This is a genomic window from Pantoea trifolii (genome assembly GCF_024506435.1).
Taxonomy (GTDB): domain Bacteria; phylum Pseudomonadota; class Gammaproteobacteria; order Enterobacterales; family Enterobacteriaceae; genus Pantoea; species Pantoea trifolii.
Map to the genome: position 1 here is coordinate 3,460,039 of NZ_JANIET010000001.1, position 16,700 is coordinate 3,476,738.

Genomic DNA, 16,700 nt, shown 5'->3' on the forward strand with positions numbered 1-16,700 from the left:
CAAGGCTTATTCACCGCATCACACTGTCATGATGTTTACTAGAATGGTAGTTTACCAGTCATCACAGATACGATAACGGTGGATGACAGTATGCAACTGACAATGCGTTGGTTTGGTCCGAAAGAAGATAAGGTTTCGCTGGAATATATTCGTCAGGTGCCGGGCGTGCGCGGCGTAGTGGGCGCGCTGTATGACGTGCCAGTGGGCGAAACCTGGCCGAAAGAGAAGATTAACGCGCTGGTTGAGCAGGTGCATGCCGCCGGGCTAACCGTGGAAGTGATCGAAAGCGTCAATATTCACGACGACATCAAAATCGGTTTGCCGAGCCGCGATCGATATATCGAAAATTATAAGCAGAGCATCCGCAACCTGGCCGAGGTTGGCGTGAAGGTGATTTGCTACAACTTCATGCCGGTATTCGACTGGATGAAGACCGACATGAACTACGTGCTGCCGGATGGCTCGCTCACCATGGCGTTCGAGAAGAAAGGCATCGATAAGAGCCTCGACGAGGTGGTGCAGGAAGTGCTCGGCAACTCCAATGGTTTCGCCCTGCCGGGCTGGGAACCGGAACGTCTGGCAAAAGTGCAGGATCTGTTTGCCCAGTATAAAGATGTGGATGACGCGAAACTGCGCGAAAACCTCGCTTACTTTCTGAAAGCGGTGATCCCGGTATGTGAAGAAGTGGGCGTGAAGATGGCGATCCACCCGGACGATCCACCGTATTCGATCTTCGGCCTGCCGCGCGTGGTGAAGAACCGCGACGATCTCGACTGGATCTGTAACGTGGTCGATTCTGAGGCCAACGGCATCACGCTGTGTACCGGATCGATTGCCGAAGATCCGGGTAATGATGTGTACGCCATTCTGGCCGAATTCTCGCGCCGCAAACGCATTCCGTTTGCCCATGTACGTAACATCAAGATTATTCAGGATAAAGATTTCTACGAGTGCGCGCACCCAACGGAATACGGTTCGCTGGATATGTATAAAGTGCTGCAGTCGATGCATGACAACGGCTTCGATGGTTACATCCGCTCGGATCACGGTCGCTTTATCTGGGGTGAAACCGGTCGTCCGGGCTACGGTTTGTACGACCGCGCGCTGGGCACCACCTATCTGCTGGGATTGTGGGAAGCACTGGGTAAGCGTTAAATTTGGCCAGATGCGCATAAATGCGCCGTCGTAAGGTCGCCATTCATGAATGGCGACCTTTTCACATTGAGCTCAGCGCCAGCGGGCGTGCACCCAGCTATCGCGAAAGTCTCTGGCACACTTTCGATCAGATCCTGCGCGCTATCGTTGTCGTATTATATGAAGGTGCGCATGAATGCGCACCCTACGAAAACCTGTCCAAACGATCGTTTTACGCATAACTGACGTGCATCAGAAAACCTATTGCCAGGCTTTAAACAACAAACTGGCATTCACGCCGCCAAAGCCAAAACCGTTGGAGAGCGCATAGGTCATCGCCGTCGGCTGTGGTTTCAGCGCCACCAAATTCAGGCCAGCAGCCGCTTCATCCGGATGCTGCAGATTCAGCGTCGGCGGCGCAACCTGATCGCGCAGCGCCAGAATCGAGAAGATCGCTTCCACGCCGCCCGCTGCACCAAGCAAATGTCCGGTGGCCGATTTGGTGGAGGTAATCGCCACCTTGCTGCCAGCGAACAGCGCGCTAATTGCGGCCAACTCGCCCTTGTCGCCAACCGGCGTCGACGTGGCATGCGCATTGATATGCTGCACCTCGCGCGCGGTAATACCCGCCTGCGCCAGCGCGGTTTCCATCGCCCGACGCGCGCCCTCACCATTTTCCGGACCGGCGGTGAGATGGTAAGCATCCGCGCTGGTGCCGTAGCCCACCAGCTCCGCCAGCGGTGTCGCGCCGCGCGCCTGCGCATGTTCCAGCGATTCAATCACCAGCAATCCCGCGCCCTCGCCCATTACAAAGCCGTCGCGGTCGCGATCGAACGGACGCGAAGCCTGCTCGGGACGATCGTTAAAGCCGCCCGACATTGCTTTCGCCGCCGCAAATCCGGCCAGGCTCACGCGATGGATCGCCGCTTCAGTGCCGCCGCACAGCGCGATATCCGCTTCGCCGCTGCGAATCATTCGTGCCGCATCACCAATCGCCTGCGCACCCGCCGCGCAAGCCGTCACCGGCGCGCCAATCGGCCCACGAAAACCGTGCGCAATCGAAACGTGTCCGGCCGCCAGATTGGCGAGGAACGAAGGAATGGTAAACGGCGACAGACGGCGCGGCCCACGCGCGGCGGTGGTTTCGACCGCGTTGGCGATCTCATTAAACCCGCCGATGCCGGTGGCGATCACCGTGGCGGTGCGCTGCTGCTGCGCGTTGTCCTGCGGGTACCAGTTAGCTTGCGTCAGCGCTTCATGCGCCGCCACCAGCGCGAACTCAATAAAGCGATCCATCTTCTTACGATCTTTGGCGGCAATAATGCCGTCGGGATTGAAACCGTGCAGCGCATCCTGCTCCAGCGTCGGCACCTGTCCCGCCACTTTGCAGGCGATGTCTTGCACCATTTCCGCTGGCAAGGCGCTGATGCCCGATTTTCCCGCCAGCAGCGCCTGCCAAACCGCTTCCGTGCCGCATCCCAGCGGCGATACCAGCCCCATGCCGGTAATGACAATTCGTTTCATCTTTAACTCCTTCATCTGCAGGTGCTCGTTGCACGTCAGCGTGATGATTGCAGCGCCGGCGGCGCAAATTTTTGGGTGCTATCTCCAGCGCGTTTTTTCTGCAGATAATCATGGCGATAGTGCATCATCGGCTCCGCTGCCGGGCCGGGCACCATCTGATATTTATCCAGCGTCAGCGGCTGTCCGTTTTCGCTATCAACCAGTTGCATCTTCACCGGACGCTGCGTGGCGGTTTCCACCAGCTGCATCTGACGACCTTCCGGCGAGAAATGGGTGTTGCCCCACTCGGCGAGCGCCAGAATCACGCCGCGAAAATCGCGGCCTACAGCCGTCAGGTGATATTCAAAGCGTGCCGGGCTGGTGCTGTAACACACCTTCTCCAGCAAACCATCGTCCACCAGCGCTTTCAGCCGCCGCGACAAGATGTTGGGCGCCACGCCGCTGCTTTTCTGGAATTCATCGAAGCGGGTAAAACCGGCCAGCGCGTCGCGCATGATCAGCATGCTCCAGCCATCGCCAATGCGCCCAAGGCTGCGCGCGATGGGACAAGGCATGTTGTTGAGCGGTTGGTTTTTCATGACTGGGTATCCGACATCGGTATGATGGCGGATACTGTTGCAGAGTGACTTTCATTTTGCAAGTAACTTGCAGAATGAAAGTTTATAGCGAGCATAAAAAAAGGTGCGCATGAATGCGCACCTTACAGGGTTTCGTAGGGTCGCCATTCATGGCGACCTGGCTTTACGTCCGCACCCGCAACCTCGCCTCGATCTTGTCGGCGATCTTGGTCACCACATAGGCAATCACCATGTAAAACACCACCGCCACCAGGAAGGCTTCGAGGTAATAGAAATTCAGCGCCGCCGTCAGCTGCGCTTGGGCAAAGATATCCACCACTTCAATGGCAAACGCCAACGACAACGCTTTCATGATCACCATAAAGGCGTTGGCCAGATCGGGAATCGCCGCCACGATAATCTGCGGGAACATCACGCGGCGGAACAGCTGACCGCCGCTGTAACCCAGCGACAGCGCCGCATCCGATTGTCCGCTATCAAACGAGTTAAGTGCGCCCTTCCACACTTCCGCCTGAAACGCCGCGACGCAGGCACTCAAGGCGACGATGATGATCACCCAATTCGGCAGTGAGTGCGCATTCACTTTCACGCCAATTATTGTGGCGACGAAGTCCAGCGCCGGCGGCAAACCGTAATAGGCGAGGAAAATCACCACCACCATCGGCACGCCTTTGAAGGCAATCTTGTACGCGATCACCAACTGGCGCAGCACTGGAATGCGGCGATGTTCAATAAAGGCAAACAGCCCGCCGAGCAGCGTCGAGCAGATAAACACCGTCACCGCCATCAGCAGCGTCACCGGCACCGCATCGAGAATGCTCCAGAAGTCCGGCAGCAAAACCTCAAGATCAAACATGGTTTCTCTCCCTTATCAGACGCTGGTGAATTTGACGCGTGCAGCGGTTTTCGAGCTGTACTTCGCGTGACGTTGTTCGAAGAAACGGATAATCAACCAGGCCACGCCGCACAGCAGCGAATAGAGCACCGCCAGCACCAGATAAGTGCCGAACTGATATTGGTTGTAGTCGCGTTCCATGATCAGATGCGCCGTCGCCATCACATCTGCCGCACCGATGTACATCACCAGCGCCACGTTATGAATCAGATAGATAATCGCATTGCCGTAGCCCGGCAGCGCATAGTGGACCGCTTGCGGACCGACAATGCGCAGCATTTTCTGGCGGAAGCTGTAGCCCATGCTGTCGGCGGCGTCATGCTGGCCGTTCTCCACGGCGAGAAACGCCGGGCGCATCACTTCCGACAGATAACCGCCGTGATACAGGCTCAGGCCAATCATCGCCGCGATATTGGCGGTGACAAAATCGCTGAAGCCAAACTGCTCGGCCACCAGCGGCAAGCCATAAAAAGCGACAAACAGCTGTAGCACCACCGGCACGCTGCGCGCGTACGAGACGTACAAATCGACAAATTGGCTGATGACCGGGATGCGGCGCACGCGGAATACGGTGGCGATTAGCGCCAGGAAGAACCCGACGATCATCGCGACAAACATTATGCCAAGCGTCAACGGCAGTGCCGAGAGCAGCTCGGGAATCATCGAAGTCAGATTCACGGTGAAACACTCCTGCTAACAATGAAGCTGCGCCCGGCTCAGCGCCGGGCGCAGCTTTAATGAATCCTTACTTCATGTACTTCGTGACGTCTTCGCCAAACCACTTCTGCGCCAGCTTATCCAGCGTGCCGTCGGCTTTCAGCTGCTGCAGCGTTTTGTTGATGTCATCATTCAGCGCCTGGTTCTCGGCAGAGCGGTGAATCAGCACGTAAGTGTTGTTGATAGCCACCGGCTCGCTGGCTTTGATCGCCAGTTTCTGGTTGTCGATCACCGTTTGCTCGCCGAGGTTCGAAGGCAGGATCAGCGCATCATATTTGCCACGCTGCACCTCTTTCAGACGATCCGGATAAGGCACGCCAGCGCTCGAGGCTTTGATCTCAACCTTGTCGTTCGGGTTTTCCTGCTGCCACTGCGTCACGAATTTGTACACGCCGCCGCCAGCGGTGACCGGTACGATGTTCTTGCCGACCAGATCTTTCATGCTGTTGATGGTGCTATCGCTGCGGCTGTAGATCTTCATCAGGCTGGCACCGATTGGCGCATCCGGGATCAGGAACTGTTTGCTGCGCGTTGGCGCTTTGTAGTAACCGCCGGTCGCCATGTCATATTTGCCGGTGGCAAGGCCGGTTTCCTGGGCGATATCCGCCGCACCTTCCATCACAAATTTGTACTGCGGCAGTTTGGCGTTGATGGCTTTCAGCACGTCCGGCTCGTAGCCCTGCGGCTCGTGACCAATCGCGCCCCACGACAGCGGTTTAGATTCCGCTGCGGTGGCAATTTTGATGGTGCGCACCGCGTCGGCGAAGCTGTTACCGCTGATCAGTGCCAGCGCGATGATGCCAGGCGCGGCCAGGCGACGTAAGGTGGTTTTGATTGCAGGCATGTCGTTGATTCCTTTAATTATTAGAATACACGTTCTGAATTGAGGAACTGAGCAAGTCGCGGCAGGGTTGGATTATCGAACATCTCGGTCGGGCTGCCCTGCGCGGCCACCACGCCCTGATCCATAAAGACGATGCGGTTCGAGATGCTTTTGGCAAATTGCATTTCGTGCGTCACCAGCAGCGAGGTAATGCCGGAGGACGCCACATCTTTAATCACTTTCAGCACCTCGCCCACCAGCTCTGGATCGAGCGATGAGGTCGGTTCATCAAACAGCATCACATCAGGTCGCACCGCCAGCGCACGGGCGATGCCGGTACGCTGCAGCTGGCCGCCGGAAAGCTGCGACGGATAGTGATCCAGCTTGGCACCCAATCCCACGCGATCCAGCTCCTGCACGGCGATATCGCGCGCTTGCTGCTTGCTTTTGCGTTGAATGACGATCAGCGGATCCATCACGTTTTCCAGCACCGTCATGTTTTTGAACACGTTGAACTGCTGGAACACCATCGCGGTGCGCAGGCGGATCGCCTGGATCGCCGCTTTATCCGGTGTTTGATAATCCATGCGGATCTGATCGAGCTGAATGGTGCCCGACGCCGGTTTCGCCAGATAGTTAATGCAGCGCAGCAGCGTGGTTTTACCGGTGCCGCTTGGCCCGATGATCGACACCACATCGCCGCGTTTCACCGACAGATCGACACCTTTCAGGATCGGCGTGCTGCCGTAAGCGAGCGTAATATCGTTGAGTTCTAACATGCAGCAGCCCTTATTTGTTCAGGTCAGCATGGCCAAGCACATGCATCAGACGGTTGGCCCAGCCAAAAATGGCGATGGCGTGGATCAGATCGATAATTTCCTGATCGTTCATGCCGACCGCGCGCAGTGCCGCCATATCCTCGGCGCTGGCTTCGGACGGCGTCACCGACAGGCGACGGGCAAAACGGTAGATCGCCGCATCACGCTCGCCGAGCACATCCGCACGATCAAAGTAGATGGCGCTCACCACCGCATCACTCTCGGCCAGCTGCGCATGGCGACGCGCGTGTACCACCGCGCAATATTTGCAGCCGTTGACGATCGACGCGCCCAGCGCACCGAGTTCACGATCCGCACGATCCAGCCCGCCATCGACATACATAATGGCGTTGAACAGCACGGTACGCGCCACGTAGCTGTCGGGATCGTGCGCTAACGTGCGCACATATTCGGAGATCTTCTTATTGGATGGCGTCACTTTCATCGCATCGAGCTGCGCGGGCGTGGCATCTGCCACCTCAACCGGCGCGATATACGGATGCCAATGCAGTGGCTTGAGATTAACCGACGGAATCATGCAGACCTCAACAAACGTAATCCGGCCGCGACGCGCGTCTGGAAGTTAACAAAAGCGATCAGCTCGGAGAGCGCCACAATCTGCGGATTACTCAAGCCAGTCTGCTCCAGCAAGTGAATGTGCTGCTCGGTGGCATTCATTGGCTGCTGGGTAACGAGATCGGCATGGCGTGCAATCGTCGCCAGCGGTTCTGGCAGATCGCTTGCGCCTGCCGCCAGCGCCAGCAAATCATCCGAAGGCTGCAACGCCGCCAGCTGCGTCTGATAATCCTGTTGCAGAGCGGCATCATGATTGAGCTGCGCCATGCGCTGTGCCAGCGCCAAACGCACATCCGGCGCTAAGCCCTGATTGTCGTTTGGTGCCAGCACCGAGAGGCGGCACTGTTCCGCGCCGTCAACAAATTCCGGGCGCAGGCGGCGCGTGCCGTACAGCGCATCTTCAGCGTTTAAGCCGACTGCGCGATCAATTGCGTCACTCACTGCGCGTTCTCCTGGTTGAGTAAGGGCGTGGAATCCACCCATTCATCGCCCTGCAATTCAGGGGTATCAAAAGCCTGTAAGTTGGCATAATGCTGCTCGACGTCTTCGGCAAACAGCGAAGCGGTGATGCCGCGCACCAGACGATCGGCACCGGCGCTCACCGCCGGAATATCGCCGGAGACTTTGCCGTGCGTCAGCATCGCCGCATCGTTGAAACAGTGAATGTGCGCCAACAGCGGACATGCGCCTGGCGTCAGTTCGCGGAATTCAAAAGCGGGGCCGAGATCCGGCGCTTCCAGCAAACCTGGACGCGGCGCGCCCATTTCTGGTTGATAGCGTCCGTCACGCCAGCTGCGGATATGCGGCGCGATGACGGCAAACTCCGGGCGGCCGTGGAAATCGTTGCTAAAGCCGGTCGCAGCAATCAGGTAGTCGTAGCGCAGCGGGCCTTGCGTGGTTTCGATCAGCAGGCCATCGGCTTCTTCTTTCACCGCATTGATGCCGCAATCAAGCAAGAAGCGCGCATTGGCATGGCGCGACACGCGCAGCGTTGAGGAGCGCGGCGGCGGCGTTTGCGTGGTGGCGGTGTAATCGACAAACTTCCACTTCCACGCGTCCGGCAGCTGATGCATGCCGTGCACCACGCCCTGACTGCCGATGCCGGTCATTTTGTTGATGCGCGGCATCTGCTTACGACGAATCAGCAAATCTACTGCGCCCGCGCCGTGTTCCAGCGCGGTGGCGGCGTTATCCATCGAGGATGCGCCCGCGCCAATCACCGCAATGCGTTTGCCTTTTAAGGCAGCGAAATCAATGTCGTCGGCGGAGTGCGCCCAGAACTGGCGGCCAACACCTTGCAGGAAATCCGGCACGGCGAAACCGCCAAGGCCAGAACGTCCGGTGGCCAGCACTAAACGGCGGGTATAAATACGGCCGGTTTCGGCACCGCTGAGATCGAGAGCAATCAGATCATCGGCAAAGGCAATGTTGTTGACGCGCACATTGTTGCGCACCGGCAGATTCAGCACCTTGCGATACCAAATCAGGTAATCCATCCACTGCGCTTTGGGAATTTTATCCAGCGCTTGCCAGGCTGCTTTGCCCCACTGCGCGGTGAACCACGCGCGGAACGTCAGTTGCGCCATACCAAGCGCCGGGCCGTGCAGGGATTTCGGTGAACGCAGCGTTTCCATGCGCGCAAAGGTCACCCACGGACCTTCCAGCCCGGCGGGTGCGGCGTCATACGCCACCACATTGCTGATGCCGGTGAACTGCAATTTCGCCACTGCCGCCAGCCCGCACATGCCCGCGCCGATCACCACCACGTCACGCACCGGCGCGCCGTCCTGCGTGCGCTCGGGCACCCAGGATTTCGCGGGCAGTTCAAGATATTCCAGATCCTGCTGAAGCTGAGCTTCCAGCGCGGCAAGGCCATCGGCGGCATAAGTCATACACGTTTTCCCAGAAATAAGCGGCCGCCAGAGTGCGGACGAAACCACTAAAGCGCGTTAGTTACTATGCATTTCCATTATCCTGATAACACATAGTTAATGGGTAATAATCACTAAACCGCATAGTAAGAGCTAAGGATTCGCATAATCCTCTTGCCCTAAAACAGAGTCAATATTCTCGCTCAGCTTTTGACCAATGGATTTCTTATATCTTATGCCGGAAATGTTATAAGCGGGTTTGATGGCCATACGAGGGTCGCCATTCATGGCGACCTCGCTAATCACCGCACAATACTTTATTCCTGATTAATCAACCGCATAATACGCGGATGCTCGCTCGCAGGCAGACGCTCAAAACCAGGCAACAGAGTGGCGGCAGCATCGGCTAACGCCTCAACCAACGCCTGCGCAGCAGAAGAAATCTGGCGCCCCTGCGGCGTAATCACGCCAAAATAATAAGGAATATCCTCCTCCAGCGGACGAATCGCCACACCGGCCAGCGGCATGCCCCATGCGGTGACCGGTTCGAGGATCGCCACGCCCAGCCCGGCGCGCACACAGCCGAGAATATTGGCGGAGGAGTTGGTTTCGATGGTTTCGTGCAGCGGCGTTTTGACCTTTCTCAGCGCTTTTTCGTAGCGTCCGCGCAGCCGCTGCGGGCTCCACGGCGCAATCAATCGCCGTCCCGCTAGGCTGCTCAACGACAGTTGAGATTGCGCCGCCAACTCGTCGTTCTCCGGCAGCGCCACCACGCACTGCGACTGCCCAATCCAGTGCAGCTCCACCGCGTGATGCTCGAGCGGCAAACTGCATAAACCGAGATCGGCTTCGGCAGTGATCACCGCATGCGCCGTCTGCACCGCCGATTCGCTGATGATCTGCACTTTGTTCTGCAAATTGAGCGCGGCCAGCGCCTGCGGCAGCAAACCCGCCGCCAGTGCAGGCGTGGCGGCAATGCTCAGCGGACGATGCTGCTGATGGGCGATCTCCTGCGCACGCAGACGAATCTGCTGCAATGAGAGCAACGCTTTCTGCACGTATTGATGCAGCTGCAGCGCCTCTTCCGAGGGGTGAATACGCGGCCCGTTGCGGATAAACAGCGGATAACCCAGCGATTGCTCCAGCTCCTGAATCAAACGCGACACCGCCGGCTGCGAGCGATTGAGCGCCTTCGCCGCCGCGGTGACGCTACCGGCAGAGATCACCGCCGAGAAGGCTTCCAGCTGCCGCAAATCCAGGTCGTTTAAAATGGTCATCGCGCGATTTTTCCCTAACTCATTGATCAGTCCCGACATTGGTGCGGGAAAGTTTTCATCATAGAGAGAGTCGTGGGAATTAGCCACAGGGGGAAAGTGCGCGTTGTCCCTCACCCTAGCCCTCTCCCGCAGGCGGGAGAGGGAACAATTAGGTGGGAGAATATGCCACCCCGCAGCAGACAGTTCCCTCTCCCATTTATGGGAGAGGGTTAGGGTGAGGGCCAGCGATCACAACTTCGCCGTCAGCTCACGTTGATGCTCATGCAACAAACGCAGCATATCCAGTAGAAAACGATCTTCGTTGCCCTTCTGCCAGGCAATGCTCAGCGGCAAACCTTTAATCTCTTCCGGCAGATCCAGCGCGATATAACTGACGCTGTCGCTGTTCATGGTGCGATACGAAGCGGGCACCACCGCCAATCCCAGCCCGGCAGAAACCAGGCTCAGAATGGTTTGCTTCTCTTCAGCAAACTGCGCGATGTGCGGCGTGAATCCCGCCAGTTTAAACAGGCTCATGGTGAGATCGTGACTGTGCGGGCGTGTGCGGCGATCGGGAATGATCATCGCTTCATGCTGAAAATCGGCCACCGCCACGCGTTCGCGCTGCGCCAGCGCATGCTGGATTGGCACCGCCAGCACGCAGCTTTCGCGGGTAATAAAGCGCACTGCTAATGTCGCATCAATACTTTGCGGCTCGCGAATAAAAATCATATCCAGCCAGCCCGACTTTAATTTCGGCATTAAATTAATGGTCTTGTCTTCAATAATATGAATATCGCTGTGCGGATGCAGCGGAACAAATAAATTAAGTAACGCCGGAACTAATCCACGCGCGGCACTATCAATTGCGCCAATACGTAATGTGCGACGTTCATCTTTTAATCCCACTTTAAAACGTTTAGCCAGCGCATCAAATTGATCGATTAATTTGCTGGCGTCGTCAAAAAAGAGTGCGCCTTCGGCGGTTAATGAAACATTACGCGTCGAACGATTTAACAGACGCACGCCAAGGTCCTCTTCAAGTAAACGAATGAAGCGAGAAAGTGACGCAGGCATCATTTCCATCTTTTGTGCGGCGCGGCCAAAATGCAGTTCTTTACCCACCGCAACAAAGCAACGCAATTGATTTATATCCACATTCCCCTCACCCGTTGATTATGCAAATAGTTTATATAATCCACATCTGATGATAAGCCAAAGCAAAACTGCATACTGAACTCGATTACAAAAAAATAACACCACCCTACACAATCTGGAGCACTTTAATATGAACTCTCACCTCGAAAAAAGGGTGATGCGTAAAGTGACGTTACGCATTGTGCCCTTCATCATGCTGCTCTACTTCATCGCTTTTCTCGATCGCGTCAATATTGGTTTTGCTGCATTAACCATGAATCAGGATTTAGGTTTCTCGCCCACGGTATTTGGCTTTGGCGCCGGAATATTTTTCCTCGGTTATTTTCTGTTTGAAGTGCCGTCGAATTTAATTCTGCATAAAGTTGGCGCCCGCATCTGGATTGCGCGCGTGATGATCACCTGGGGATTGGTTTCCGGCTGCATGGCTTTTGTGCAGGGCACCACCAGCTTTTACGTGTTGCGCTTTCTGCTGGGCGTGGCGGAAGCCGGATTCTTCCCCGGCATCATCCTTTATCTCAGCTACTGGTTCCCGGCGGCGAAACGGGCGCAGGTCACCGCCATCTTTATGGCTGCCGCGCCGCTTTCCACCGCGCTGGGATCGCCCCTCTCCGCCGCCCTGCTGCAGATGCACGGCCTGCTGGGCTACGCCGGTTGGCAATGGATGTTTGTGCTGGAGGCGGTTCCGGCGCTGCTGTTCGGCTTCGTGGTGCTGTTTTACCTCACCGACCGCCCGGCAAAAGCCAAATGGCTGACCGATGAGGAGCGTGCGTGGCTGGAAACCACCATGCAGGCCGAAGAGCAGGCGCGCGCCGTCAAAAATAGCCACAGCAGCGCATGGCGCGGATTGATGGATAAACGGGTGTTAGCGCTGGCGCTGGTTTACTTCGGTACGTCAGCGGGTTTGTACACGCTCGGCATCTGGTCGCCGCAGATCATCCGCAGCTTCGGCGCATCCTCGATGGAGATCGGTTTCCTTAATGCCTTCCCGGCGGTGATCGGCGTGATCGCCATGATCCTGTGGGCGCGCCACTCCGACCGCACCAAAGAGCGTAGCTGGCATGTGATTGGTGCCTGTTTGCTGGCGGCGGCTGGCCTGATTTATGCCGGTAACGTCAGCACGCTGTTCACCGTGATTATCGCCCTGACGCTGGTCACCGTCGGCATCAGCGCCTCAAAACCGCCGCTGTGGAGCATGCCGACCTTGTTCCTGAGCGGTCCGGCGGCGGCGGCGGGCATCGCCACTATCAACTCCATCGGCAACCTTGGCGGCTTTGTCGGCCCGATGATGATTGGCGTGATCCGCCAGCAAACCGGCAGCTATACGTGGGGCCTCTATTTCGTGGCGGGACTGCTGGCGCTGTCGGCCATTGTGGTTCTGCTGCTCGCCACCAGCGGTAACCGACCGCAAACGGCGAAAATCCCCTATCCTCATACTCATTGATCTGGAGAAACAACATGCGTAACTATTCGATTGCCGCGATTCCTGCGGATGGTATTGGCCCGGAAGTGATCTCTGCTGGCGTGGAAGTGCTGCACGCGTTGACGCGTCACGATCCGCAGCTCAAGTTCAACGTGCAGACGTTTGACTGGGGCTCGGATTACTACAAGCAACACGGCATGATGATGCCGGAAGATGGCCTGCAAACGCTGAAGACGTTTGATGCGATTTACTTTGGCGCGGTCGGTGCGCCCGACGTGCCGGATCACATCACCTTGTGGGGTTTGCGTTTGCCGATTTGTCAGGGCTTTGACCAGTACGCCAACGTGCGTCCCACCAAAATTCTGCCGGGCGTCACCTCACCGCTGCGCAATCGCGGCCCCGGCGATCTCGATTGGGTGATTGTGCGAGAAAATTCAGAAGGCGAATATTCCGGTAACGGCGGCCGCGCGCATCGTGGTTTGCCGGAGGAAGTTGGCACCGAAGTGGCGATTTTCACCCGCGTTGGCGTGACGCGCATTATGCGTTATGCCTTCAAACTGGCGCAGTCGCGTCCGCGCAAGCTGCTGACGGTGGTGACCAAATCCAACGCCCAGCGTCACGGTATGGTGATGTGGGATGAGATTGCCGCCGAAGTTGCGCATGAGTTCCCGGACGTGCAGTGGGACAAAATGCTGGTAGATGCGATGACGCATCGCATGACGCTGCATCCGCAGAGCCTTGATACCATCGTCGCCACCAACCTGCACGCCGATATTCTGTCAGATCTGGCCGGTGCGCTGGCGGGCAGTTTAGGCGTTGCGCCTACCGCTAATATTGATCCTGAACGTCGCTTCCCGTCGATGTTTGAACCGATTCACGGCTCGGCGTTCGATATCACCGGCAAAGGCATCGCCAATCCCATCGCCACGTTCTGGACAGCGGTGCAGATGCTGGAGCACCTCGGCGAGCGCGACGCGGCGGCGCTGATTATGCAAGGGATTGAATATGTCTGCGCGCAGGGCATTCTGACACCGGATGTTGGCGGCACGGCGAATACCGCAGAAGTGACGAAAGCGGTGGTGGCGTTTATTGAGGCCAAAGCTAGCGTGGCTGAGGCCGTCTGATTTAACCACGTGCGTATGGTTGTGGTCGCCATGAATGGCGACCCTACGACGGCATCAACATTTTGCTAAACAATTCGGTTTGCACCTGCCGCGCTTTTCATTAAAAGTCTTTGCATCCTTCTGTTTTCGCAGGTCCACGCATGATCGACTCAGGCAGAGAAGCCAAACCGAATTCCTATCGCACCCTGCTGTTAGCATTATTGGTCGCAGTAACCTTCTTTATGGAAAACCTCGATGCCACGGTGATCACCACCGCGCTTCCGCAGATGGCGCGCGATTTCGCCTCCAGCCCGGTGGCGCTGAACATTGGCGTCAGCGCCTATTTACTGGCGGTGGCAGTATTTATTCCGATGAGCGGCTGGCTGGCGGAGCGCTTTGGCGCGCGAACCGTGTTTGCCAGCGCCATCCTGATTTTCACCCTCGCCTCAATTTTGTGTGGCTTCAGCGAAACGCTGGCGATGTTCACGCTGAGCCGTATTTTGCAAGGTATTGGCGGCGCGATGATGGTGCCGGTCGGTCGCATGGTGGTGCTGCGCGTCACCGAAAAAAAGGAGATGGTGAAAACCATCGCCTTTATTACCTGGCCGGGTTTGATTGCGCCGGTGCTCGGCCCGCCGCTGGGCGGTTTGATTGTCACATACGGCCATTGGCCGTGGATTTTCTGGCTCAATATTCCGCTCGGCATCCTTGCCATCATCGCCACTGCTTATCTGGTGCCCCAGTTCAAAGCCGAACAGCGGCGGCCGTTTGACGTGCGCGGCTTTGCGCTGACCGCCACCGCCTGCACCTCTTTGATTATTGCGCTGGAAGCGCTCGGGCAGATGCATCTCAATTTTGGTATTCCGTTGTTGCTGCTGGGCGTGTGGTGCAGCTGGCTGGCGTATCGCCACAGCTTCCAACATCCGCAGCCGCTGCTGCCGTTTAGCGCGATGAAAATTGCCACTTTCCGCAATGCGGTCATTGGCGGCTCCTTCTTCCGCGCTTCGATCAATGCCGTGCCCTATTTGCTGCCGTTGCTGTTTCAGCTGGGCTTTGGCTGGAGCGCGGCGCAGGCCGGTGCGATGGTGTTGTGGGTATTTGCCGGTAATCTGGCGATGAAACCGGCGACAACCTGGCTGATGAAACGCTGGGGCTTCCGTCGCGTGTTGATGATCAATGGCGTAATCAGTTTGGTGGCGATGCTCGGCTGCTTGCTGCTCAAGCCGTCGCTGGGTTACTTCGCCATCGCCGCGATTCTGTTTATCGGCGGGCTGTCGCGCTCGCTGCAGTTCAGCTGCTACAACAGCCTGGGCTTTGCCGATGTACCGCAAAACAAAATGAGCGATGCCTCAGTGGTGTTCAGCATCTTCTTCCAGTTCAGCATGAGCGCGGGCATTGCGCTGGCGGCGCTGTTCTTGCGCGCATCGATGTTGTGGCAGGAACATAGCGAAATCGCGCAGAGCGATATTCATATCGCCTTCGCCGGTGTGGCGTTGTTGGTGCTACTGTCACTCTTTGACGTGTTGAGGCTGGAAAAAAATGCCGGTGCGCAAGTGCTGGTAAAATAATATTCGCGCATAGATTAACGTTAAAAACATTAATCTATGCGCTTCGCTAAAAATAATCACCCTTATATAAGGATTTATATTTTTTATATCCATTTTGAGATAATGGCTAATGATGAGAATGTTAATCAAACCTTAAGTAAAAAAAACAAAAATCAGGAATATTGATTCATTTCATCACATTGAAGAGTAAATATTTTAAATTCGAAGCGTAAATTTATTTTCAATAAACAATGGTCACGAAAAAATAATTATCACCCTCTTAATTTACCCTCCTTGCCGAAGAAAAATACCTGAACAATATCAACACAGATAAGATAAATCCTAATAACCCTTGATGCGCGTTAGGCTTTAACGACTAACCTTAAAGGGTAAGTGAAATATGCGTTATCCCCATTATCTGAGGTATTCATGATGACAACACCAAGAGGCGGTTCTGGCAATTTTGCCATGGACCCGGAAAGAGCCCGCGAAGCGGGAAAAAAAGGCGGCCAATTAAGTGGCGGCAATTTTCGCAATAATCCAGAACGTGCAATTGAAGCCGGGCGAAAAGGCGGGAAGAAAAGCCGTCGCGTCGTCGATAAATCTCCCGAATAACGTTATTGCGGCGGGCCGTTAATTTGGCTTACCGCCGCATTTTCGCACTCTTAAACAGGACCACATATTATGAGTAATAATAGCGAAGCACACTTTCTGGATTGGGTGAGAGATGCCCACGCCATGGAAAAACAAGCCGAGAAAATGCTGGAAAAAATGGCCTCGCGCCTCGAACACTATCCCGACCTGAAGCTGCGCATCGAGCAGCATATTGTTGAGACCCGTGAACATCAGACGTTGGTGCAAAGCGTGATCGATCGCTACTCCACTTCTCAGTCGGTATTGAAAGATATTGCCGGCAAAATCTCTGCCTTTGGTCAGTCGATTGGCGGCGTGATGGTGGAAGATGAAGTGGTGAAAGGCGCGATCAGCGGCAATGTTTTCGAACACCTTGAGATCGCCAGCTACACCTCATTGATCGCGGCGGCACAGCACCTAAACGACCATGGAAGTGCCGATATCTTCTCACGCATTCGCGAGCAGGAAATCGCCATGGCCGACTGGACCTTGACGCATTTGCCTGACGTGACCGAACAGTATTTGATTCGCTCCGCTACGCCTGGCGTTGAAGCCAAAAAGTAGTCCGCCTCTGATTCTTCCATTTTTCGCAACAATGACTTCGCTAACCCAGCTATTCTGCCGCTAAATTGTCTGTGCGAACCTTA

General features: G+C 56.2%; 17 protein-coding genes. 6 read left to right on the top strand and 11 right to left on the bottom strand.

All coding sequences use genetic code 11. The annotated features are described in order from the left end of the window. Nucleotides 1-90: 90 nt before the first annotated feature. Nucleotides 91-1,155: a mannonate dehydratase gene (gene uxuA, locus NQH49_RS15935; RefSeq protein ID WP_256697365.1), complete on the top strand. Its 1,065-nt coding sequence runs from the start codon at nucleotides 91-93 to the stop codon at nucleotides 1,153-1,155. A gap of 240 nt (nucleotides 1,156-1,395) precedes the next feature. Here uxuA and fabF read toward each other — a convergent pair whose 3' ends face one another. The 11 genes from fabF to NQH49_RS15990 form a co-directional block, all read right to left on the bottom strand. Then, nucleotides 1,396-2,673 carry a beta-ketoacyl-ACP synthase II gene (fabF, locus tag NQH49_RS15940; RefSeq protein WP_256697366.1) on the bottom strand — a complete coding sequence of 426 codons (1,278 nt, stop codon included), beginning with the start codon at nucleotides 2,671-2,673 and terminating at the stop codon, nucleotides 1,396-1,398. Between the two features lie 20 nt (nucleotides 2,674-2,693). Beyond that, nucleotides 2,694-3,236, bottom strand: coding sequence for a winged helix-turn-helix transcriptional regulator (locus tag NQH49_RS15945; protein WP_256697368.1), 543 nt, complete (start codon nucleotides 3,234-3,236; stop codon nucleotides 2,694-2,696). 163 nt (nucleotides 3,237-3,399) lie between these two features. Next, nucleotides 3,400-4,092: an amino acid ABC transporter permease gene (locus tag NQH49_RS15950; RefSeq protein ID WP_256697369.1), complete on the bottom strand. Its 693-nt coding sequence runs from the start codon at nucleotides 4,090-4,092 to the stop codon at nucleotides 3,400-3,402. Nucleotides 4,093-4,107: 15 nt separating this feature from the next. After that, nucleotides 4,108-4,794 carry an amino acid ABC transporter permease gene (locus NQH49_RS15955; protein WP_256698446.1) on the bottom strand — a complete coding sequence of 229 codons (687 nt, stop codon included), beginning with the start codon at nucleotides 4,792-4,794 and terminating at the stop codon, nucleotides 4,108-4,110. Nucleotides 4,795-4,876: 82 nt separating this feature from the next. Further along, a complete protein-coding gene (locus tag NQH49_RS15960; RefSeq protein ID WP_256697371.1) occupies nucleotides 4,877-5,692 on the bottom strand; it encodes a transporter substrate-binding domain-containing protein in 816 nt (271 codons plus the stop codon). A gap of 20 nt (nucleotides 5,693-5,712) precedes the next feature. Continuing rightward, complete coding sequence (locus tag NQH49_RS15965; RefSeq protein ID WP_256697372.1) at nucleotides 5,713-6,450, bottom strand: amino acid ABC transporter ATP-binding protein; 738 nt, start codon at nucleotides 6,448-6,450, stop codon at nucleotides 5,713-5,715. Nucleotides 6,451-6,460: 10 nt separating this feature from the next. Then, nucleotides 6,461-7,027 (bottom strand): peroxidase-related enzyme, encoded by a 567-nt coding sequence (locus NQH49_RS15970; protein ID WP_179452163.1) that lies wholly within the window; start codon nucleotides 7,025-7,027, stop codon nucleotides 6,461-6,463. Next, entirely contained in the window at nucleotides 7,024-7,506 is a 483-nt protein-coding gene (locus tag NQH49_RS15975; RefSeq protein ID WP_256697373.1) for a CMD domain-containing protein, read from the bottom strand. The genes NQH49_RS15970 and NQH49_RS15975 overlap by 4 nt, the downstream gene beginning before the upstream one ends. Further along, on the bottom strand, nucleotides 7,503-8,957 hold the full coding sequence (locus tag NQH49_RS15980) for an NAD(P)-binding domain-containing protein (protein ID WP_256697375.1): 1,455 nt from the start codon (nucleotides 8,955-8,957) through the stop codon (nucleotides 7,503-7,505). The genes NQH49_RS15975 and NQH49_RS15980 overlap by 4 nt, the downstream gene beginning before the upstream one ends. Before the next feature lie 296 nt (nucleotides 8,958-9,253). Next, nucleotides 9,254-10,213 carry a LysR family transcriptional regulator gene (locus NQH49_RS15985; RefSeq protein WP_256697376.1) on the bottom strand — a complete coding sequence of 320 codons (960 nt, stop codon included), beginning with the start codon at nucleotides 10,211-10,213 and terminating at the stop codon, nucleotides 9,254-9,256. A gap of 228 nt (nucleotides 10,214-10,441) precedes the next feature. Continuing rightward, on the bottom strand, nucleotides 10,442-11,350 hold the full coding sequence (locus NQH49_RS15990) for a LysR family transcriptional regulator (RefSeq protein ID WP_256697377.1): 909 nt from the start codon (nucleotides 11,348-11,350) through the stop codon (nucleotides 10,442-10,444). 130 nt (nucleotides 11,351-11,480) lie between these two features. Here NQH49_RS15990 and NQH49_RS15995 point away from each other — a divergent pair, with 130 nt between their 5' ends. The 5 genes from NQH49_RS15995 (at nucleotide 11,481) to NQH49_RS16015 (ending at nucleotide 16,617) form a co-directional block, all read left to right on the top strand. Next, nucleotides 11,481-12,791, top strand: a complete 1,311-nt coding sequence (locus tag NQH49_RS15995) for an MFS transporter (protein ID WP_256697378.1) — start codon at nucleotides 11,481-11,483, stop codon at nucleotides 12,789-12,791. Nucleotides 12,792-12,805: 14 nt separating this feature from the next. Beyond that, nucleotides 12,806-13,894, top strand: coding sequence for a tartrate dehydrogenase (locus NQH49_RS16000; protein ID WP_256697379.1), 1,089 nt, complete (start codon nucleotides 12,806-12,808; stop codon nucleotides 13,892-13,894). A 140-nt stretch (nucleotides 13,895-14,034) separates the two neighbouring features. Continuing rightward, nucleotides 14,035-15,441 (top strand): MFS transporter, encoded by a 1,407-nt coding sequence (locus tag NQH49_RS16005; RefSeq protein WP_256697381.1) that lies wholly within the window; start codon nucleotides 14,035-14,037, stop codon nucleotides 15,439-15,441. A gap of 411 nt (nucleotides 15,442-15,852) precedes the next feature. Then, a complete protein-coding gene (locus NQH49_RS16010; protein WP_007893075.1) occupies nucleotides 15,853-16,035 on the top strand; it encodes a con-10 family general stress protein in 183 nt (60 codons plus the stop codon). Nucleotides 16,036-16,104: 69 nt separating this feature from the next. Further along, nucleotides 16,105-16,617, top strand: coding sequence for a ferritin-like domain-containing protein (locus tag NQH49_RS16015; protein ID WP_256697383.1), 513 nt, complete (start codon nucleotides 16,105-16,107; stop codon nucleotides 16,615-16,617). The last annotated feature ends 83 nt before the right edge of the window (nucleotides 16,618-16,700 follow it).